Origin of the sequence: Burkholderia vietnamiensis LMG 10929, from assembly GCF_000959445.1 — a bacterium.
GTDB lineage: Bacteria > Pseudomonadota > Gammaproteobacteria > Burkholderiales > Burkholderiaceae > Burkholderia > Burkholderia vietnamiensis.
Map to the genome: position 1 here is coordinate 1,816,572 of NZ_CP009630.1, position 20,162 is coordinate 1,836,733.

Annotated in this window: 15 protein-coding genes; 7 read left to right on the forward strand and 8 right to left on the reverse strand. The window is 70.9% G+C overall.

Going from position 1 to position 20,162, the window contains the following annotated elements:
- Positions 1 to 3 precede the first annotated feature (3 nt).
- The gene (locus AK36_RS08030; RefSeq protein ID WP_045578229.1) at positions 4 to 1,446 is read left to right on the forward strand and encodes an efflux RND transporter periplasmic adaptor subunit; all 1,443 of its coding nucleotides are present in this window, start codon (positions 4 to 6) and stop codon (positions 1,444 to 1,446) included.
- Between the two features lie 31 nt (positions 1,447 to 1,477).
- Entirely contained in the window at positions 1,478 to 3,592 is a 2,115-nt protein-coding gene (locus AK36_RS08035; RefSeq protein ID WP_045578230.1) for an HlyD family efflux transporter periplasmic adaptor subunit, read from the forward strand.
- A 444-nt stretch (positions 3,593 to 4,036) separates the two neighbouring features.
- Here AK36_RS08035 and AK36_RS08040 read toward each other — a convergent pair whose 3' ends face one another.
- The 6 genes from AK36_RS08040 to AK36_RS08065 all read right to left on the reverse strand — a co-directional run bounded on the left by AK36_RS08040 (position 4,037) and on the right by AK36_RS08065 (position 11,858).
- On the reverse strand, positions 4,037 to 5,245 hold the full coding sequence (locus AK36_RS08040; RefSeq protein WP_045578231.1) for a phosphotransferase enzyme family protein: 1,209 nt from the start codon (positions 5,243 to 5,245) through the stop codon (positions 4,037 to 4,039).
- Positions 5,246 to 5,268: 23 nt separating this feature from the next.
- Complete coding sequence (gene pnuC, locus AK36_RS08045; protein ID WP_045578232.1) at positions 5,269 to 5,883, reverse strand: nicotinamide riboside transporter PnuC; 615 nt, start codon at positions 5,881 to 5,883, stop codon at positions 5,269 to 5,271.
- A gap of 59 nt (positions 5,884 to 5,942) precedes the next feature.
- Positions 5,943 to 8,177, reverse strand: a complete 2,235-nt coding sequence (locus AK36_RS08050) for a TonB-dependent siderophore receptor (protein ID WP_045578233.1) — start codon at positions 8,175 to 8,177, stop codon at positions 5,943 to 5,945.
- Positions 8,178 to 8,764: 587 nt separating this feature from the next.
- Positions 8,765 to 8,968 (reverse strand): DUF2970 domain-containing protein, encoded by a 204-nt coding sequence (locus AK36_RS08055; protein ID WP_011881436.1) that lies wholly within the window; start codon positions 8,966 to 8,968, stop codon positions 8,765 to 8,767.
- A gap of 132 nt (positions 8,969 to 9,100) precedes the next feature.
- Positions 9,101 to 11,173 carry a 2Fe-2S iron-sulfur cluster-binding protein gene (locus AK36_RS08060; RefSeq protein ID WP_045578234.1) on the reverse strand — a complete coding sequence of 691 codons (2,073 nt, stop codon included), beginning with the start codon at positions 11,171 to 11,173 and terminating at the stop codon, positions 9,101 to 9,103.
- 40 nt (positions 11,174 to 11,213) lie between these two features.
- Complete coding sequence (locus AK36_RS08065) at positions 11,214 to 11,858, reverse strand: glutathione S-transferase family protein (RefSeq protein ID WP_011881434.1); 645 nt, start codon at positions 11,856 to 11,858, stop codon at positions 11,214 to 11,216.
- 126 nt (positions 11,859 to 11,984) lie between these two features.
- Between AK36_RS08065 and AK36_RS08070 the strand changes: the two genes are divergently transcribed.
- Entirely contained in the window at positions 11,985 to 12,956 is a 972-nt protein-coding gene (locus AK36_RS08070) for a LysR family transcriptional regulator (protein WP_034194924.1), read from the forward strand.
- 74 nt (positions 12,957 to 13,030) lie between these two features.
- Here the strand turns inward: AK36_RS08070 and AK36_RS08075 are convergent, their stop codons facing one another.
- Positions 13,031 to 13,687, reverse strand: a complete 657-nt coding sequence (locus tag AK36_RS08075; RefSeq protein WP_045578235.1) for a TetR/AcrR family transcriptional regulator — start codon at positions 13,685 to 13,687, stop codon at positions 13,031 to 13,033.
- Positions 13,688 to 13,774: 87 nt separating this feature from the next.
- On the opposite strand from AK36_RS08075, the gene AK36_RS08080 reads away from it, so the two are divergent.
- Genes AK36_RS08080 through AK36_RS08090 form a run of 3 tightly spaced genes read left to right on the forward strand, consistent with a single transcriptional unit; the run spans position 13,775 to position 17,230 of the window.
- On the forward strand, positions 13,775 to 14,677 hold the full coding sequence (locus AK36_RS08080; RefSeq protein WP_045578236.1) for an SDR family NAD(P)-dependent oxidoreductase: 903 nt from the start codon (positions 13,775 to 13,777) through the stop codon (positions 14,675 to 14,677).
- Positions 14,674 to 16,236, forward strand: coding sequence for a flavin-containing monooxygenase (locus tag AK36_RS08085; protein ID WP_045578237.1), 1,563 nt, complete (start codon positions 14,674 to 14,676; stop codon positions 16,234 to 16,236). Before AK36_RS08080 ends, AK36_RS08085 begins: the two co-directional genes overlap by 4 nt.
- A gap of 7 nt (positions 16,237 to 16,243) precedes the next feature.
- The gene (locus AK36_RS08090) at positions 16,244 to 17,230 is read left to right on the forward strand and encodes an alpha/beta fold hydrolase (protein WP_011881429.1); all 987 of its coding nucleotides are present in this window, start codon (positions 16,244 to 16,246) and stop codon (positions 17,228 to 17,230) included.
- Between the two features lie 151 nt (positions 17,231 to 17,381).
- On the opposite strand, the gene AK36_RS08095 is transcribed toward AK36_RS08090, so the two are convergent.
- Positions 17,382 to 17,780, reverse strand: a complete 399-nt coding sequence (locus AK36_RS08095; protein WP_041494076.1) for a carboxymuconolactone decarboxylase family protein — start codon at positions 17,778 to 17,780, stop codon at positions 17,382 to 17,384.
- Positions 17,781 to 18,160: 380 nt separating this feature from the next.
- Here AK36_RS08095 and AK36_RS30830 point away from each other — a divergent pair, with 380 nt between their 5' ends.
- Complete coding sequence (locus AK36_RS30830) at positions 18,161 to 20,155, forward strand: collagen-like triple helix repeat-containing protein (RefSeq protein WP_045578238.1); 1,995 nt, start codon at positions 18,161 to 18,163, stop codon at positions 20,153 to 20,155.
- Positions 20,156 to 20,162 lie beyond the last annotated feature (7 nt).

The following is a 20,162-nucleotide window of genomic DNA, read 5'->3' on the forward strand; positions in this document are numbered from 1 at the left end:
GCAATGACGGCAAACCGTACGGCGGACGAGGCGGCTCAACCCCGCATCGACGGCCAGCAGCTCGCGCTGCTCTGGCAACTGTCGGCGCGCGCTCGCGCGGCCGCGACCGAAACCACGCTCGGCTTCACGATCGTCAACGAGACGCTCGCGCTGGTGCCCTACCGTCAGGCCGCGTGGTGGCGCGGCGACACGCCGGGCCACGTGGCCGCGTTGTCGGGCCTGCCTCAGAGCGATCCGAACGCGCCCTACGTGCAATGGCTCGGCCAGCTTTGCAAGGCGCTCGCGCGCGGCCTGCAGAGCGCCCCGCCCGAGGACGCCGCGGCGCGCGTGGAAGGCCAGGGCGCGCCGGTGCTGCCGGCGCGGCCGCGCGTGCACACCTTCACCGCCGCCGACCTGCGCGCCGACGCGCCGCACGTGGTGGAGGAATGGGCCGCGTGGTGGCCCGAGCACGGCGCGTGGCTGCCGCTGACCGATCGGGCCGGCCGCGCCGTGGGCGGCGTGGTGTTCGCGCGCGACGGGATCTGGAGCGCCACCGACGCCGCGCTGCTGACCGAGCTCGGCCAGGTGTGGGCGCACGCGTTCGAGTCGTTCGCGCCCCGCGCCTCGTGGCGCGAGCGTGCCCGGATCTTGCTGAAGCCCGGCCGCCAGCAGCGCCGCGTGTTGATCGGGCTGGCGGTGGCGTGCGTGATCCCGGTGCGGCTCACGGTGCTCGCGCCGGCCGAGGTCACGCCGAAGGATCCGTTCGTGGTGCGCGCGCCGCTCGACGGCGTGATCGACCGCCTGTACGTGCGTCCGAATCAGGTCGTGCAGCAGGGCACGCCGCTGCTCGCGCTCGACGCCACCACGCTGCAGTCGCGCTACGCCGTGGCCCGCAAGGATTTCGACACGGCCCAGGAGGAACTCCGGCAGACGGCGCAGCTCGCGGTGACCGACGACAAGAACCGCCTCGACATGGCCGAACGCCAGGGCAAGCTCGACCAGAGCCGCGTCGAGCTCGACTACACCGCGCGCCAGCTCGCGCGCGTGAACGTCACCGCGCAGCGCGCCGGCGTGGCGATCTTCAGCGATCCAAACGAATGGACCGGCAAGGCGGTGGCCGTCGGGGAAAAGATCCTGCTGCTGGCCAATCCCGCGCACGTGGAAGTGACCGCGTGGCTGCCGGTGGCCGACAACATCGACGTGAAGCCCGGCACCACGCTGACGCTGTATCCGAAGAGTTCGCCGCTGGCGAGCTACGACGCGCGCGTCGACACCGTGGCCTGGCGCGCCGAGCCGACGCCCGAGGGCGTGCTCGCCTACCGCGTGCGCGCCACGCTCGATGCGGGCGACGCGCATGCGCCGCTCGGCGCGATGGGCACCGCACGGATCCGCGGGCCGTGGGTACCCGCGATCTACTACCTGCTGCGCCGTCCGCTGACGCTGGCCCGCCAGTGGCTGGGCTGGTGAAACACGACGACCCGCACGACGCTTTCGCACCATGCACCGACTCCCGCAACTGCGCCAGGAACTGACGCTCTCGGCCGGCCCCGTGACGCCCGACGGCGCGCCGACCTGGATGCTGCACGATCCTGCCGCGAACCGCTTCTTCCAGATCGGCTGGCCCGCGTTCGAGCTGCTCTCGCGCTGGGCGCTCGACGACGCGAACGCGATCGTCGAGGCCGTGAACCGCGACACCACCCTCACCGTCACGCTCGACGACATGGAGGCGCTGCTGCGCACGCTGCGCCAGGAGAACCTGCTGGTTGCCATGAGCGCCGCGGACACCGCACGGCTCGACGCCCACGAGGCGGCGCAGCATACCTCGCGCGCCATGTGGCTGCTCAAGCACTACCTGATGATCCGGATTCCGATCTGGCATCCGATGTCGTTCCTGCGCGCCACGCACCGCTACGTCGCGTTCGCGTTCCGGCCGGCGTTCTGGTACGTGGTCACGGCGGTGGCTCTGCTCGGCCTGTTCCTCGCGTCGCGGCGCTGGGACGAATTCCTGCACACCTTCCACAACTACGCCGACTGGCGCGGCCTGGTGGGCGTGGGCATCGCGCTCGGCTTCGCCAAGGTGCTGCACGAGTTCGCGCATGCCTACACGGCGCAGCGCCACGGCTGCCGCGTGCCCACCATGGGCGTGGCGTTGCTGGTGATGGTGCCGGTGCTGTACACCGACACCACCGAGGCCTGGAAGGTGCCCGAGCGGCGCCGCCGGCTGTGGATCGGCGCGGCCGGCATGCTCAGCGAGGTGGCGCTCGCCGCGTTCTCCACGCTGGCGTGGACGCTGCTGCCCGACGGGCCGCTGCGCGCCGGCGCGTTCCTGCTCGCCACCACCACCTGGGTGGCCACGCTCGGCATCAACGCGAGCCCCTTCATGCGCTTCGACGGCTATTTCCTGCTGTCGGACTGGCTCGACATGCCGAACCTGCACGATCGCGCGTTCGCGCTCGGCCGCTGGTGGCTGCGCGAACGGCTGTTCGGCTTCGGCGACCCGCAGCCCGAACCGTGCAGCGCCGAGCGCCGCCGCTTCCTGATCGCGTTCTCGTTCGCCACCTGGCTGTACCGGCTGACCGTGTTCATGTCGATCGCGCTGGTGGTGTATCACGCGTTCTTCAAGCTGCTCGGCATGGTGCTGTTCTGCGTGGAATTCGGCTGGTTCATCATGCGCCCGGTGTGGCGCGAGGCGCAGCACTGCTGGGCGCGCCGCGACGCGCTGCACTGGCGCCGCGAAACCCGGCGCAGCGCGTTGCTGGGCGCGGCGCTGCTGGCATTCTTCGTGCTGCCGTGGCATGCCGGCGTGAGCGCGCCGGCCGTGCTCACGCCGCTGCGCGCCCAGGGGCTCTATACGGTCGAGCCCGGCTACCTCGCCGAGACGCCGGAGCCGGCGCGCGACGGGCGCAAGGTACGGGCCGGCGACACACTCGCAGTGCTGGTGTCGCCCGATCTCGACGCGAAGCTGGCCAGCGCCAGCGCCGAGGAGGCGCGGCTGCGCTGGGAAGTCGAGCAGCAATCGTTCGACGATCGCCTGCAGCAGCAGGGCACGGCGTTGCAACGCCGCTGGGAGTCGGCGCGGCAGACGGTGGCGGGGCTGCGTGCCGAGATCGCGCGACTGACGATCCGCGCGCCATTCGACGGCACCGTGCAGGCCAACGACGACGCGCAAGCGCCCGGCACCTGGCTGCCGCGCGGCGAGCGGCTCTACGACATCGTGGCGCCCGGCGGCGTGAAAGGCGACGCCTACGTGGGCGAGCACGACGTGGAGCGCCTCGCGGCCGGACAGACGGCCGTGTTCGTGTCGGACGTGCCCGAACTCGCGGCGCGCCGTTGCCGCATCGCCGCGATCGACAAGGTCAACGTGGCCACGCTCGACGAGCCCACCGTGGCCAGCACGTACGGCGGCCCGATCCCCGCCGAGCAGGATCCGAAGACGCACCAGCTGGTGCCGCTGCAAGCCACCTGGCAGGTGCGCTTCGACGCGTGCAGCGGCGGCGACGGGCCGGGACGCGAGGTGCCCGGCACGGCGCAGCTCGGCGCCGGCCGCGAAAGCTACCTGGGCCGCGGCCTGCGGTTCGTGGCCGCGGTATTGCAACGCGAACTGGGCTTCTGACGCGTTGAGGAGCCTGCCGAGCGAGGCGCGACCGTTTGCGTATTGCCGGTGTCGTCAGGTTCGGCGCGGCATGCGTCGTGCTCCGAGACGCCCTTCGCGAGGTTGGGTGCGGCCGCGTATCGGCGCGGGAAAGTGCGCGGATCGTCCTAGAGCGAAGCCGGTGAAGACACGCCGTTACCGGCGTGTTCTCTTCCAGGAACCGTACGTGCGAGTTTCCCCGCATACGGCTCAAGCCCCCGCGAAACCGCACGGGCGTGCAACCGGTCCGCTCGGCTTCAAACGAACCTGCGCTTCGGTCGAAATCGTTGTTCCGCGCAAAAGCACGGAGGGCGCAGACATCGTCTCGGTGCCCCCTCACGCTCTGCCTCGAAGAACTCGCCGCACGAAAGGAAGATGAAGCGCGGGGCAACCGCGTGCCGGCTCGACACCGTCCGGCACGCAGCTTTACAGGCTGCCCCGCTTCGTAAGCCGCCGCTCCCCCAGCCAGTCCAGCAACCGCCGCCCATCGCGCTCGCCGAACCATTGCGCGTGGCCGATCAGGTAACCGTCGTATGCGACGTCGACGATCTCCGGCGCAGCGACGATACAGCCGAAATACGCGACTTCCGACAGCGCGAACTCCGTATGCACGATCGGCAGCATCGCGACGAGCGCCGCATACGCGTCGTCGCTCAACGGCGCAATCGACTCGTAACCGTCGAGCAGCGCGCCGATCTGATCGTATTCGACGCGGCGTGCAGCGGCCGGCGCCAGCCAGTCGATCGCATTGCGCTCGATCGCGAGCGCGAGGTCCATCACCGCGCAGGTGCGATCCGCCAATCCGAAGTCGAGCACCGTGCGCACCAGCGCGCCCGGTGCGGCGTCGGTCCACAGCAGATTCGACGCATGCCAGTCGCCGTGCGTCCACAGCGGCGGCAGCGCGCCCAGCAGCGGCACGAGGCGCGCGTGATACGGGCCGATCCACTTCGCGACGTCGCCGCGCCAGTCGCGCGTGCCGAGCGCGCGCGTCAACAGCGGCTGCGCGTCGACCCAGCGTGCGAGCGCGCCGGTCAGATCCGCGCACGACAACACGCGAAAACTCGACAGCAGCGTGCGCACGGGCCGCGCCGGCGCATCGTAGCCGGCCGACGCGCGATGCAGTTCGGCCAGCGCGCGGCCAGCCGCATACGCATGCGACGGATGCGCGAACGGCTTCCACGACATCACGCCGCGATACGCGTCCACGCCCGGCGCGAGCGCATGCACTTCGTAGGTCCAGTCGCCCGACGCGAACGCGCTCGCGCCGTCGCGCGCCGCCAGCACGTCCGCGACCGGCACGCCGTGCGCCCGCAGATGGGCGATGAAGCGATGCTCTTCGGCGAGCGCCGCGACGTCGCGCAGGCTCGCGTGATGGCGCTTGACGAACAGTGCGCGCTCGCTGGTGGTGTGGACCAGCACGGCCGCCGAGAACGGTCGCGGGCTGTGCCAGGCGAGCCGCGCCGGTGCGCCGGCGCCGTCGATGCGCGCGAGCACGCCGGCGACTTCGTCGAGCGTCATCAGCGGCCAGTCGCGCTCGGCCTGCTCGCCGTCGACGCCGAATTGCGGCGGCGCGACGTCATGCGTATCGGCTTCACCGCGCACTGCACGCGCGTCCGGCTCGAGAGGAAATGTCATGAACGACGTTGCTCCGTGAGGTGTCAGGCGACCGGGCTCGTCGCCGCATGCAATGCGTCGGCCGAGCGACGCCAGTCGCGCCAGCCGATCACCGCCAGCGCGATGAACAGCGCATAGAGCCCGGCGGTCAGATACAGCGCCTTGAACACGAACATCCCGACGTACACGACGTTCACGACGATCCACAGCCCCCACGACGCGATGTAGCGTCGCGCGGTCCAGTACTGCGCGACGAGGCTGAACGCGGTCAGCGACGCATCGACGAACGGCAGCGCCGCATCGGTCCAGCGCGCCATCATTCCGCCGAGCAGCGCGCTGCCGACGACCGCCGCGATCAGGTCGGGCAACATCTGCCGCGGCCGCACGCCGGTCACGGGCGCGACGTCGCCGGCCGGCGCAGCGCCCGCGCTGCCGGCGTCCAGCTCACGCTGCGCGATCCAGCGGCGCCAGCCGTACACCTGCAGCACCGCGAACGCGCCCTGCAGCAGCATGTCGGAATAGAGCTTCGCGTCGAAGAAGATCCAGCCGTACAGCGCGACCGACGCGAGGCCGACCGGCCAGCACAGCATGCGCCGCTTCGCGGTCAGCCAGATCGCCAGCGCGCTGACGATCACGCCGGCGATTTCGAGTGGGGACATCGTCTGTGCTCTCCTGGGTAACGGCCGGCGGCGCGCGTCATGCCGCGCACACCGGACCATCAGAAATCATAGGTCAACGATACGCGCGCGGTACGCGGCGCGCCCGGGAACAGGTACGCGTCGCCCTGCTGCTCGCCCGCGTCGCGCCAGTAGAACTTGTTGAACAGGTTGTCGACCGACACGCGCAGCACCGTGCGATGGCCGCCGATCTTCGTCGTATAGCGCGCGCCGAGATTGAACACGAACCACGACGGCACGCGCGCGGTGCCCTCTTCGTTCGCGTTGCGGCCCGCGCTGTACTCGACGCCGCCGAGCAGGTTCAGCCCCGCGACGTGCGGCACGGCGTAGTCCGCATACAGCGACGCGCGCAGCGCCGGCACGTTGATGATCTGGTGCCCCTCGTACGCCGGCGAGCCGGAATCGTAGGCACGCGCGCGAATCGCCGCGACGCTCGCGCTCAGCGCCATGCGCTCGGTCAGCCGGCCGGTCGCACCCAGCTCGATCCCCTGGTGCCGTTGCGTGCCGCGTTGCACGAACGTGTAGCTCGCGCCCGATGCGTCGGGGTCCGCGAACTGGAACGGCTTGCTGATCGAGAACACGGCGGCCGTGATGCTCATCCGGTCGAGCCAGTCGTATTTCGCGCCGAGTTCGAATTGATGCGACTCGACCGGCGGCAGGAACGCATACGCGTTGGTCGCGCGCACCGGCGCCTGATCGCCGAGCGACAGCGCCTTGCTGTACGACGCATACAGCGACAACGCCGTTACCGGCTTGTAGACGAGCGCGACCTGCGGCAGGAACACCGAGCGATCGGTATGCGTCGCATCGCCGTCGATGCTGTCCCAGTTGCGCTGGCGCAGCAGCACTTCCTTGCCGCCCGCCAGCAGCTGCCAGTGCTCGCCGAGGCTGATGCGATCCAGCCCGAACACGCCGTATTGCCACGCGTCGAGCCGCGGATACAACGGCCCCGGCGTGTTCGGCGACGGCGGGAACGCGACGTCCGGCCCGTAGACGTTCTCGCTGCCCACGTAGTCGTACACGGCATCGGCCATATGCACGACGCGACGCTGCACGCTGATGCCGAGCGTCAGCTCGTGGCGCAGCGGGCCGGTCGCGAACTTGCCGGTGGTGACCGCACGCAGGTCGTCGTTGCGGCGGTATTCGCCCGGGCTGCGGAAGTCGTACACGTCGTAGTCGCCGTTCGCGCCGAAGAAGAACGGCGAGGTCGCGCCGCCCGCGCAGCTCGCCGCGTAAGAGCAGCCGTACGGGAACGCGCTGTTGTCGTCGATCATCGTGCGGCTGCGGCCGGCCGCGACGTAGGCTTTCCAGTCGTCGCTGAACTGGTAGTCGAAGCGCGCGTTCAGGTTCAGCGCGTCGGTCGTCACCGGCTTCGCCCACGGCTGCGTGCCGAGCGCCTTCGAGGTCGTCTTGACCGACGGCACGACCGTGCCGCCGAGCAGCTGGTAGCCGGGCGCCGAGCGCTGGATCCACTGCTGGAATTCCGCATTGAGCTGCAGGCTCGCGCGCGGGCTGATGTCCCAGTCGGCGGCGATCGAGCCGAACGTGCGCCGCCCGTTCGTGTCGTCGACGTAGGAGTGCATATTCTCCTTCGCCGCATTGATCCGGAAGCCGAACTGATGATCGGCGCCGAAGCGCCGGCCGAGATCCACGGCCGCCGACGTCGAGCCACGGCTGTCGACACCGGCCGTCACGCTCGCGACGTCGGCCGCGCGCTTCGTCACGAAGTTGATCACGCCGCCCGGCGCGACCACGCCGCCGTCGATGCCGGCGAGCCCCTTCAGGATCTCGACGCGCTCCTTGTTCTCGAGCGGCACGTTCTGTTCGCCGGACACCGTCAGGCCGTCGATCCGGATCGCGCTCGCGAGATCGACCGGAAAGCCGCGAATCGCGAAGCCCTCGAAATAGCCGACCGGCGCATAGTCGTTGACCACCGACGCGTCGTTGCGCAGCACGTCCGACAGGCGCTTCGCCTGCTGATCGTCGATCAGCGCGCGCGTGACGACACTGACCGACGCCGGCGTATCGCGCAGCGGCGCATCGTCGAGGCCGGCGACCGACGCTTCGCGCGCGCGCAGCGCGCTGCCGCGTTCGCCGCTGACCGTGATCGCCGGCAGCGTCGCGCCGCCGGCCGCATCGGCATCCGAAGCCGGTCGCGCGTCGCCCGGCGCGGCCGCGGCCTGCGCCGCGAAAAGCGTGATGCCGAGGCCCACGCCCAAGCCGACCTTCGTGCGCCGCCGCCGTGCGGCCAACGCGATTGTTCTATTCACCGTCATCGTTCTGGATGGAAAACTTGCCGCTCGTTCCTGTCGAAACGCGCTGAACCTGGGAAACACGCAGCGCACGCCGCCGCGACGGTGCCGGACAGACGCCGTGCGCGTGCTCGACCCGCCGTGCGTCGGACGCGCCGCGCGATCGGGCCGCGTGCGGGCCGATCGGTCGGGATAGCGCAGGTTGGGGCATCTGAGCCGCTGACGCGCCGGGCGCCGGCCTGGCCGCCGATCGGTGGATCGGCGGCGCAGCGGGCGGCCGGCGGCTTCGCGCGGGCGTGTCGTGCGGGGAACGCTTCGAACGCCGCGGCGCGCGCGGCGGGCCTGTGTGCGCGCCGTTCGTCGGAACGGCGGGATGCCCGTCGCGCGCGGCATCGCGGCGCGGCGCGCATTTTACCGCGGGCACGGGAACGGGTCGGGGAATGGGGTGAAGCTCGCGCTGCGCGCCAGGCAGGTCAAGCGGGACGACGCGATTGAAGCGAGGAGAACGACTAGAGCGAAGGACGCGCCGCAGCGGCGCTCGCCGGGCAACGTGCAACGCCCGGGCGAACCGCGAAACGCGCGCGACGACTCGCGCGCGTTTCGGCCATCGTTCAGAACCCCTGCATCGTCGCGGTCGGATCGGCGACCAGATGAACGACGCCGTAGATCACCGCGCCGACCAGCACGGCGAGCACGATCGCGACGAACGGGAGCAGCGTGAAATTGACGTTCGCGAGGTCGGACGCGTGCGACTTGCTGTTGCGCACGCCGAAGAAACTCCACAGAACCAGACGGATCATGCTGAACAGTTTCATGATGTTGCTCCTTTGTTCGATCGGTTGACGCTATCGTCGGTCCGACAGGTCTCCGGAAAAAGAAGCAGTTGCGCGCGGTTTTAGCGCAGCACGCGTCGTGCGACGGCGTGTCGCAGCGTTGCCGCGTGTGCGTCAACGGTCGAGCACGAGCGGCTCGCCGGCCCGTGCGGCCGGCTGCGCGACGCACAGCAGCGCGCAGCCGGGTTCGACCGCTGCGTCGTATGCGTGCAGGTAGTCGACCGCGCCGGACAGCACACGCGTCGCGCAGGTCCCGCACGAGCCGGCGCGGCAATCCGACGGCACCGTCACGCCGCGGCTTTCGGCGAATTCGAGCAGCGTGCCGTCGGCGGGCGTCCATTCGGCGTCGCGCGCCGAGCGCCGAAACACCACGGGCACGCTCGCCGCCGGCGACGTGCGATCGGCTCGGTGCGTCGTACGCACGACGCTCGACGGCCCGAACGCCTCGAAACGGATCCGCTCGTCCGCGACGTTCAGCGCGCGCAGCCCGTCGTACAGCTCGCGCATGAAGGCGGCCGGCCCGCACAGGTAGAAGTCGTAGTCGTCGAACGGCAGGATGCGCTTGAGCTGCGCGACGTCGATGCGGCCCGCGCCGTCGCGCTGCGCGCGGCTGTCGAAGCAGTGCAGCGACACGCGCGCATCGGCATGTGCGAGACGCGCGAGCTCGGCGGCGAACGGCCGGTCGGCCGCGTCGCGCGCACCGTGCACGAACACCACGCGGCGCGACGCGCTGTCGTCGGCCAGCGCGCGTCGCAGCATCGCCATCATCGGCGTGATGCCGATGCCGGCCGACACCAGCACGGCCGGTCGCGGGCTCGCGACGTCGAACGTGAAGCGGCCGCGCGGCATCTGCGCGTCGAGCGTCATGCCGGCGCGCGCGTGGTCGTGCAGCCACGCCGACACGCGCCCTTCCCGCTTCACGGTGATCCGGTAATGGGCGGCGCCGGGCGCATCCGACAGCGTGTAGCTGCGGATCGCCGGCGCATCGCCGCCCGGCAGCGCGACGCGCAGCGTCAGATGCTGACCGGCTTCGTATGCGGGCAGCGCGCCGCCGTCCGCCGCCTCGAAATGAAACGAGCGCATCGCGCGCGCTTCGTCGACGATCTTCGCGACGCGCAGCGCGCGCCAGCCGGACGCCGACGGCGCGGCGGATGCGGGCGTCGGCACATGCGACGCCGCCGTTTGCGAAGCCGTCGCGGCCGGCGCTCGCGTCGACGCCGCAAACTGCGGCGCCCGCTCGACCGGCGACCAGCGCAACGGCAGCACGCGACGCGTGCGCCGCACTTCGCGCACCCGAAAACGCACGACGCGCTGCGCGCCGTCGAACGACGCGACGAGCGGCCCGTCCCACACGATCTCCGCATCGGCGGCGACGTACAGCAGGTCGCCGCTGTCGAAATCGACGAACAGCAGGCCCGCGCGCGGATCGAGCTGCAGATTGCCGAGCGTGTTGAAGAAGCGGTTGCCGCTGAAATCGGGCGTGGTCAGCGTGTGGGCATCGTCGACGCGCACGAAGCCCGGCATCCCGCCGCGATGCGACACGTCGGCGCCGCGCGCGGGGCCGGCAGCCGCCGCCGTGTTCGCGCTCGCGACGAAGAACGTATCGGCCTGCGCGAGCAGCACGCGATCGGCGTCGCTCAGCCGGTCCGACACCTCGGGCGCCGCATCAGCCGCGGACCGCTCGCCCTCACGCGGCACGCGCACCGGCTTGCGCGCCTGGATGTACTTCGCGCAATTGCCGAAGCTCTGGTCGACCGCAACCGTCAGCGCACCGCCGTCGACCGCGCGCACGACGCCGTTCACGCGATTGCGCCGACGCGTATCGAACTCGATGCCGAGCCCGCCGAACGGCACGCCGGGCCGCCACGTGCCGGCGAGCGGATCGCCGGGCAACGCATCGCCGTCGATGCGCAGCGTGCGCGGGTCCGGCGCCGTCACGAAGCCCGGCATGCCGACCCGCAGCGTCGCCCACGGCTGGCCGTGCGCATCGACGCCGCCGAGCACGAACAACGGCAGCTGCGCAAAGAAGGTCCGGTGCTGGTCCGGCATGAAGCGGCGAATGCCGCGCCGGCCGCCCGCACCAGCGGCCTCGGTCACGCCGGCACGCTGCTGCACGGCGAGCTCGCCCGCATGAAACGGCGGCACCTCGAGTTCCCAGCCCGGTACGGCGGCGCTCGGCGCGATCATCTCGTTCTCCCGGTGGTTACGCGTGTCGATCCGCCGCGCGTCACGCGGCGAGCAAGCCGGCGCGCGTCGCCGGCATCCCGACGAAACCCGGCAGCGCCTCGACGCGCGCGAGCCACGCGCGCACGTGCGGATACGGCTCGAGCGACACGCCGCCTTCCGGCGCATGCGCGATGTACGTGTACGCGGCGACGTCGGCGATCGTCGGCTGCGCGCCGGCCGCGAACGGCTTGCCGGCCAGCTCGCCGTCGATCGCGGCGAGCACCTTCGCGGCGGTGCGCTTGGCCGCGTCGTGATCGAGCGTCGCGTTGAACACGGTGACGAGCCGCGCGGCCGCCGGCCCCGACGCGATCGGTCCCGCTGCGTACGACAGCCAGCGCTGCACGGTGGCCGCGCCGAGCGCGTCGTCCGGCAGCCAGTGGGCGTCGCCATAGCGCTTCGCGAGATAGACCAGGATCGCGTTCGAATCGGCCAGCACGATGCCGTCGTCGTCGATCACCGGCACCTGGCCGAGCGGGTTGAGCGCGAGGAACGCGGGCTCGCGCTGCGCGCCGCCGGCCAGATCGACGTCGATCGTGTCGAACGGCACGCCGAGCAGCGACAGGAACAGACGGACGCGGTGCGCATGCCCGGACAGCGGGAACGAATAGACGCGAACCGGACGGGCAGGCTGGTTGGCAGCAGACATGGCAAGGCTCCTGGATCTCGCGCCGCCGGAATTCGGCGACGAACGGCCCCAGCGTAACGTGCGCCGTTGCTGCGCAGAAGACGGATAATCGCGGAAACATCATCCTCTTTCATAGGACAATCGACGATGGCCGATCTACGCGACGTGAACCTGAACCGGCTGGCGATCTTCGTCGCGGTGGTCGATGCCGGCTCGCTGACGGCCGCCGCGGAGCGGCTCGGGCTGGCGAAGACGGTCGTCAGCACGCACATGCAGCGGCTCGAATCCGAGGTCGGCGCGAACCTGCTGGTGCGCACCACGCGGCGCCTGAGCGTGACCGACGCGGGGCGTGCGTTCTACGATGCGTGCCGCGACATCCTGCGTGCGGCGGAAGCCGCGCTCGACGCCGCGTCGTCCGACGCGGGGCCGCTGCGCGGCACGCTGCGCGTGAGCGTGCCGATCGACTACGGCGCGCTGGTGGTCGCGCCGGCGATCGTCGCGTTGCGCGACGCGCATCCGGCGCTCGACGTCGAGCTGATCGCGAACGATCGGGTCGTCGATCTCGTCGCGGACAACCTCGACGTTGCGATCCGCATCGGCCGGCTCGCCGATTCGAACTACCGCGCGGTGCAGCTCGGCGAATACGAGAAATGGCTCGTGGCGAGCCCCGCGTTCGTCGCGCGCTACGGGCTGCCGCGCGATCCGGACGCGCTCGCCGCGCTGCCGTTCGTGATGCTGTCGACGCTGCCGCGCCCGCATACGCTCGAACTCCACCATGCGCGCGGCGCTCACGCGTCGGTGCGCTGCGTCGCGCCGGTCGTCTCGAACACCGCGACCGCGTGCCGCGCGATCGCGCTCGCGGGCGGCGGCTTCGGGCTCCTGACGGATTTCTCGATCGCGGACGACGTGGCGGCCGGCCGGCTGGTGCGGCTGTTGCCCGCATGGCGCTCGGCGCGGGCCGGGATCCACGCGGTGTATCCGTCGACGCGCATGCCGTCGCGGAAAGTGCGCGCGTTCGTCGACGCGATGAAAGCGTGCATCGGAACCGCACGGCCAACCGCACCGGCGCGCGCAACGGCGTCGAAACGCGCGGCGCGCCGCGCGCCCGGAGCGGCTTAGTCACGCGGCCGCATGCCGGTCGGGCAAGTCGGAAAGTTTGAAAGTCGGCGCCTCGCGCGCCTGCTGGCCGGCCGCTACCCGTCTTGCCGCAACGTGCCCAGCAGCACCTTCCGGCAACTCGCGACCATCTGCGCCTCGGGATCGCGATGGCCGGTGAGCAGCCACGCCGCGCCGACGTTGGTCATCGCGCCGACCAGCGCAAGCCCGACGAGCCGCTGCTCGATGCGTTCGGCGGGCGTCGCGGCCTCGGGCGTCGCGCCGATCTCCATGATCAGCTTGCCGAAATCGAGCAGCATCCGCTGGTAGGTCGCATCGGTTTCTGCGCTCACGCCCATCACTTCGAGCAGCAGCACGCGCGCCGCACACGGGTCGCGCAGGTAGCCGAAGAACGCCGCGAGCCCCGCGTCGACGCGCGCGTCGAGGTCGCCGCCGCGCGCCGCCACCGCGCGCGCGACCGCGCCGTGCAGTTGCTGCGCGTGATGCAGGTAGGTCGCGCGCAGCAGCGCCTCGGCGCTGTCGAACGCGGCGTAGAAGTAGCGATCGTTGAGCTTCGCCTCCTGGCAGATCGACCGCACGGTCGCCTTGCGGAACCCCACCGTGCCGAACACCTGCGTCGCGGCGCGCAGCAGCGCGTCGCGCCGCCCGGCCGCCCGGACTTCGTGCGCCACGCCGCCGTAAGCGCGGCCCCGCTTTGGCGTTTCGAGGGCTTTCTCCATTTCGCTGTTTGACATCGGGACGCCCGAAAACTAAGGTGGTGACGAACAACACCACAATAAGCGCGCCGCGGACGCAGCGCAAGCGGAACGGGAGGAAGACGCATGAAGGGATTTTCCGGCAAGGTCGCCGCGATCACCGGCGCCGGTTCTGGCATGGGCCGCAGTCTCGCGGTCGAGCTGGCGCGGCGCGGCTGCGCGGTCGCGCTCGCCGACGTGAACGACGTCGGGCTCGCGGCCACGGCCGCCGCGTGCGCGCAATACGGCGTGCGCACCAGCACGCGGCGGCTCGACGTCGCGGACCGCGACGCTGTGTTCGCATGGGCGGAGTTCGTGCGGGCCGAGCACGGCAAGGTCAATCTGATCTTCAACAACGCGGGCGTATCGCTGGCCGCGAGCGCGGAAACCGCGCGCATCGACGATCTCGAATGGATCGTCGGCGTCAATTTCTGGGGCGTCGTGCATGGCACGCAGGCGTTCCTGCCGCATCTGCGCGCGTCGCGCGACGGACACGTCGTCAACACGTCGAGCCTGTTCGGGCTCGTCGCGATGCCGACGCAGAGCGCGTACAACGCGACGAAGTTCGCGGTGCGCGGCTTCACCGAAGCGCTGCGGATGGAGCTCGAACTCGACGGCGCGCCGGTCAGCGCGACCTGCGTGCATCCGGGCGGCGTCGCGACCGGCATCGTCGACGCGAGCCGCGTCGACACCAGCATCCACGCGCTCACCGGGCAGGACGAAGCGACCCACCGCCGCCAGGCGAACCGCCTGATCGACGCGACGACCGCCGACGACGCCGCGCGGCAGATCCTCGCGGGCGTCGAGCGCAATGCGCGCCGCGTGCTGGTCGGCGCCGATGCGCGCCGCCTCGACAAGATCGCGCGCCTGCTCGGCGCCGGCTATCAGCGGCTCGTCCTGCGCCACGTGCGCCGCGCCCGCGCGCGCAATCTCGCGCGGGCGCACGGGCCGGCCGCGCTGCCCACGTCACCGACCAAGGACCCCGCATGAGCTCGACCACCACCGACCAGCGCGACGCGCGCCGCGATCCCGGCGAGAGCCGCGACCTCGACGTGTTGATCGTCGGCGCCGGGCTGTCCGGCATCGGCGCGGCCTGTCATCTGAAAAAGCGTTGCCCGCATGCGAGCGTGGCGATCGTCGAGGCGCGCGACGCGATCGGCGGCACCTGGGACCTGTTCCGCTATCCGGGCGTGCGCTCGGATTCCGACATGTTCACGCTCGGCTACAGCTTCCGCCCGTGGCACAGCGACAACGCGATCTCGGACGGCCAGACGATCCTCGACTACATTCGCGACACGGCGCGCGCGTACGGCATCGACAGGACGATCCGCTTCGGCCAGAAGGTCGTCGCGGCCGACTGGGATTCGGCCAGCGCGCGCTGGACGGTGCGCGTCGAGCGCAGCGGCGGCGGCGCGGCCGACGCGCTCGTCTATACGTGCCGCTTCCTCTACATGTGCAGCGGCTATTACGACTACGACGGCGGCTACCTGCCCGACTGGCCCGGCATGGAATCGTTCGGAGGCCGGATCGTGCATCCGCAGCAATGGCCGAAGGACCTGTCGTACGCGAACCGGCGCGTGGTGGTGATCGGCAGCGGCGCGACGGCCGTCACGCTGGTGCCCGCGATGGCGGCCGAGGCGAAGCACGTGACGATGCTGCAGCGCTCGCCGACCTACATCGTGTCGCTGCCCGCGCGCGACCGGATCGCCAACGCGTTGCGCCGCGTGCTGCCGTCGCGGTTCGCGCACCGGCTGGTGCGGATCAAGAACGTGCTGCTGACGATGTACCTCTACAACGTGTCGCGCCGCAAGCCCGAACGCACGAAGCGGTTCATCATCCGCGCCGCGAGCCGGCAGCTCGGCCCCGGCTTCGACGTCGCGAAGCATCTGACGCCGCGCTACATGCCGTGGGACCAGCGCGTGTGCCTCGTGCCGAACGGCGACCTGTTCAAGTCGATCCGCACGGGCCGCGCGTCGATCGTCACCGACGAGATCGAACGCTTCACGCCGACCGGCCTGCAGCTCAAGAGCGGCCAGCGGCTCGACGCCGACGTGATCGTCACCGCGACCGGGCTGAAGGTGAAGATGCTCGGCGGCGCGCGCGTCACGGTGGACGGCCGCCCGGTCGACCTCGCGCAGACGGTGTCCTACAAGGGCATGATGTACAGCGACGTCCCGAACCTCGCGTCGTCGTTCGGCTACACGAACGCGTCGTGGACGCTGAAGGCCGAGCTGATCGCGCGCTACGTCTGCCGGCTGCTGAACCACGTGCGCGCGCACGGCTACGACACCTGCGTGCCGCGGCTCGGCGCCGGCGAGCTCGGCGACGTGCCGGCCGTGAACCTGAGCTCCGGCTACATCCAGCGCGCGGCCGGCATACTGCCGAAGCAGGGCCATCGCAAGCCGTGGAAGTTTCACCAGAACTACGTGCTCGATCTCGCATCGCTGAAGTTCAGCGGGCTCGCCGACTCGGCGATGCGCTTCGAACGCCGCGCGCAAACCGGCCCGGCCGCCGCGCCGGCTGCCGACCCCGTACTCGAAACCCGTTGAGGCCGACATGACCCACACGCTGCATCTGATCCTGAACGTGCTGCTCGGCGTCGTCGCCGTGCTCGTCGCGCTCGCGTTGTTCTCCGCCTACGTCGCGCACCGCGTGACGCGCGCGTTTCCGCCCGAAGGGCGTTTCGTCGACATCGACGGCGATCGCCTCCACTACGTCGAGTACGGCAGCGGCCCGCCGCTCGTGTTCGTGCACGGGCTCGCCGGGCAATGGCGCAATTTTGCGTATCTGCCGCTCACGCGACTCGCGCAGCAGCATCGCGTGATCCTCGTCGATCGGCCGGGCGCCGGCCGCTCGCTGCGCGGCGCCGGCTCGCAGGCGAACGTGTTCGCGCAGGCGCGCACGATCGCGGCGTTCATGGACGCGCTGAAGCTCGAGCGGCCCGTGCTCGTCGGCCACTCGCTCGGCGGCGCGATCGCGCTCGCGGTCGGGCTCAACCATCCGGAGCACGTGAGCCGGCTCGCGCTGATCGCGCCGCTGTCGCACGAACTGAGTGCGCCGCCCGGCCCGTTCAAGCCGCTGATGCTGCCGTCGCCGCTGGTGCGCCGCTTCGTGTCGTGGACCTTCGCGATCCCGATGACCATCCTGACCGGGCGCAAGGCCGTCGCGCACGTGTTCGCGCCCGACGCGGTGCCGGACGACTTCGCGGTGAAGGGCGGCGGGTTGCTCGGGCTGCGTCCGCACGTGTTCTATGCGACCGCGACGGACCTGTTGTCCGCGCCGGTCGACCTGCCGGCGATGGAGCGCCGCTATGCGGACCTCACGGTGCCCGTCGACGTGCTGTACGGCCACGCCGATCCGATCCTCGACTGGCGCACGCATGGCGAAGCGCTCGCGCAGAAGTCGCCCCGCGTGCGGCTGAAGGTCGTGGAAGGCGGGCATATGCTGCCCGTCACGATTCCGGACGCGACGGCGGACTGGTTGCTCGAAGTCGCCGCGGCGCCCGTCGATGCGGGTGCAGCGCGCGCGCACGTCGAGCACTGATCGCGTTGGGCGGCGCCGCGGCGGGCGTGAAGCCGCGAGCCGCTCGCTCGAGTCGGCACGGCTCGGCCGCGGTCATGAACCGCGCCGCGCGTCGCGCGCGGTGACGCCGCCGCGGCGCATGCGCGCACGCGGCCCGCTTCGGCGACGCGGCTCAGGCTTCGTCGTCGGGCAATGACAATCCAAGCTCGGCGATGACCTCGCGCGCGCTGCGAAACGCCTCCACCGCGGCCGGCGCGCCGGCGTAAAGCGCGCTGTGCAGCAGCACCTCGCGGATCTCGACGAGGCTCGCGCCGTTGTTGAGCGCGCCGCGCACGTGGCCCTTCAGCTCCGTGCTGCGGCCGAGCGCCGCGAGCATCGCGCACGTGCAGAGGCTGCGCGTCTTCAGGTCGATGCCGCCGCGTTGCCACGTGCTGCCCCATGCGTGCTCGTTCAGCCAGTTCTGCAGCGGACGCGAAAAACCGTCGAGATCGCGCATCGCGCGTTCGACGAAAGCGTCGCCCATCACCGCCGCGCGGCGCGTCTTGCCCTGCTCCCTGTCCTGTTCGCTCATGTCGATGTCCTGTTCGAAGTGGGCCGCGTCGGCGTCGCCTGCGGCCCGGTGGGTTTCCGGTGGGTTTCGCGTGATGTTCGCGGCGTACGGGCGTTTCGTCAAAGGCGTCGCCCATCGCGCCGGCCGGGCGCCCGGGCACGCACGACGGCGGGCAGGACGCTACGTAACATCCGGCGCGGCGTTACGGCGACTGGCGGGAACACCGCGGCGGGCGATTCGTGCAGCACGCGGCGCCGTCTCGCGGAAACCTGCCTTCCCCCGTTTAAATCACCGCAATCTTCCCGATTCCCGCAACAAAGCGCGCATGGATCGCGCACAACATGTCGTGGCGCGGAATTTGCAGTGTTGGCTCGGACACAACTTCCAATGTCGAGGCCAACATGCATCATTACTTCAAGAAAACGACGGTGGCGCTAGCCGCCTTGTCGGTCGTCACGCTGTATGGCTGCGGATCGGTCGACGGGCCGGTGACGCCGTCGATCAAGCCGAGCACGTCGGGGACGTCGGGGACATCGGGCGGCGGTTCGTCGGGTACGTCGGGCGGCGGTAGCTCGGGGACTTCGGGCACTTCGGGCACTTCAGGCACTTCGGGCACCTCGGGTACTTCGGGTACTTCGGGTACTTCGGGTACTTCGGGTACTTCGGGTACCTCGGGCACCTCGGGCACCTCGGGTACTTCGGGTACTTCGGGTACTTCGGGTACTTCGGGTACTTCGGGTACTTCGGGTACTTCGGGTACTTCGGGTACTTCGGGTACTTCGGGTACTTCGGGTACTTCGGGTACTTCGGGTACTTCGGGCACTTCGGGCACTTCGGGCACTTCGGGCACTTCGGGCACTTCGGGCACTTCGGGCACTTCGGGCACTTCGGGCACTTCGGGCACTTCGGGCACTTCGGGTACTTCGGGTACTTCGGGTACTTCGGGTACTTCGGGTACTTCGGGTACTTCGGGTACTTCGGGTACTTCGGGCACTTCGGGCACTTCGGGCACTTCGGGCACCTCAGGCACCTCGGGCACTTCCGGCACCGCCACCACCCCGCTCGGCAACGTCCTTCAGCAAACCGGCACGCTGGTCACCGCCCTCGGCACCACCGTCGCGAACGGCGGCTCGCAGATCGGCGGCGTGCAAGTGCCCGGCACGCACCCGACGACGGCCGCCAGCGTGGGCAATGCCGTCACGAGCCTCGGCAACGGCGTGCAGTCGCTCGGCAGCGGCATCGCGGGGGGCCTCGGCTCGATCGGCGTGTCGCCGAACCCGCTCGGCCCGACGCTCACGTCGACCACCGGCCTGCTGACCGGCGCGGGCGGCGCGGTCAACAATCTCGGCAACGCGGTGACGAGCCTCGGCAGCGGTCCGCTGTCGCCGCTCGCGCCGGCGACGACGCAGGTAGGCAGCCTCGTCAATACGGTCGGCACCGCGGTGAACTCCACCGCGTCGGCGTTGAACACGGCGCTGAGCAGCGCCCCGGTCCAGCAGCTAGAGACGCAGCTCGGCAGCGTGATCAATCCGATCACCAACACGCTGACCGGCGGTGCCACGACGCCCGGCGCCACGCAGACGCTCGGCGGCGCGACGCTGCTCGGCGCCCCGCTCAACGGGCTGCTCGGCACACTCGGCAGCGGCCTGGGCCTCGCGGGCTCGCAGATCGGCAGCACGACCGGCAACCCCGTCGGCGCGAGCACCGGCAATACCGTCGCGCAGCTCGGCAACACGGTGGCATCGGCCGGCGGCCTGCTGTACGGCGGCAGCGGCAGTTCCAGCAGCGGCACGAACCCGCTCGCGCCGATCACCGGCCTGCTCGGCACGTTGACGGGCGGGCTCGGCGGCGGCAGCAGTTCGAGCGGCTCGGGCGGCACCAGCGGAACGAGCGGGACGAGTGGAACGAGCGGCACCAACCCGCTCGCCCCGATCACCGCGCTGCTCGGCACCGTGACGGGCACGCTCGGCGGCATCGGTTCGAGCGGTACGGGTGGTACCAGCGGCACCGGCGGCAACGGTGGCGCGGGCGTCGGCGGCTTGCTGGCGCCGGTCACGGGCCTCGTGAACGCGCTGACGCCGCTCGGCGCCAGCCTCACCGGCACGGTGACGACGCCCGGCGGCGGCGTGACCGGCAACCTCGGCGGCGCGCTGACGAGCGGCCCGGTCGGCACGCTGACGGGTTCGTTGACGTCGCCGACCGGTGCGCTCGGCGCTGTCGGCACGGCGAGCCCGGGCGGCGCGGTCGGGACGGTGACGACGCCGTCCGGCAGCGGCACCGTGACGGCCGGCCTGTCCGGCAGTTCGGGCAGCACCGCGGGCGGCGCGACCAACCTGCTCGCGCCGGTGACGAACCTGCTCGGCGGTCTGCTCGGCGCCACCGCGCCGAAGAAGTAACGCTTCA

Coding starts and splice junctions, on each gene's coding strand:
- AK36_RS08030 (WP_045578229.1), top strand. CDS start 4: ATGACGGCAAACCGTACGGCGGACGAGGCGGCTCAACCCCGCATCGAC.
- AK36_RS08035 (WP_045578230.1), top strand. CDS start 1,478: ATGCACCGACTCCCGCAACTGCGCCAGGAACTGACGCTCTCGGCCGGC.
- AK36_RS08040 (WP_045578231.1), bottom strand. CDS start 5,245: ATGACATTTCCTCTCGAGCCGGACGCGCGTGCAGTGCGCGGTGAAGCC.
- pnuC (WP_045578232.1), bottom strand. CDS start 5,883: ATGTCCCCACTCGAAATCGCCGGCGTGATCGTCAGCGCGCTGGCGATC.
- AK36_RS08050 (WP_045578233.1), bottom strand. CDS start 8,177: ATGACGGTGAATAGAACAATCGCGTTGGCCGCACGGCGGCGGCGCACG.
- AK36_RS08055 (WP_011881436.1), bottom strand. CDS start 8,968: ATGAAACTGTTCAGCATGATCCGTCTGGTTCTGTGGAGTTTCTTCGGC.
- AK36_RS08060 (WP_045578234.1), bottom strand. CDS start 11,173: ATGATCGCGCCGAGCGCCGCCGTACCGGGCTGGGAACTCGAGGTGCCG.
- AK36_RS08065 (WP_011881434.1), bottom strand. CDS start 11,858: ATGTCTGCTGCCAACCAGCCTGCCCGTCCGGTTCGCGTCTATTCGTTC.
- AK36_RS08070 (WP_034194924.1), top strand. CDS start 11,985: ATGGCCGATCTACGCGACGTGAACCTGAACCGGCTGGCGATCTTCGTC.
- AK36_RS08075 (WP_045578235.1), bottom strand. CDS start 13,687: ATGTCAAACAGCGAAATGGAGAAAGCCCTCGAAACGCCAAAGCGGGGC.
- AK36_RS08080 (WP_045578236.1), top strand. CDS start 13,775: ATGAAGGGATTTTCCGGCAAGGTCGCCGCGATCACCGGCGCCGGTTCT.
- AK36_RS08085 (WP_045578237.1), top strand. CDS start 14,674: ATGAGCTCGACCACCACCGACCAGCGCGACGCGCGCCGCGATCCCGGC.
- AK36_RS08090 (WP_011881429.1), top strand. CDS start 16,244: ATGACCCACACGCTGCATCTGATCCTGAACGTGCTGCTCGGCGTCGTC.
- AK36_RS08095 (WP_041494076.1), bottom strand. CDS start 17,780: ATGAGCGAACAGGACAGGGAGCAGGGCAAGACGCGCCGCGCGGCGGTG.
- AK36_RS30830 (WP_045578238.1), top strand. CDS start 18,161: ATGCATCATTACTTCAAGAAAACGACGGTGGCGCTAGCCGCCTTGTCG.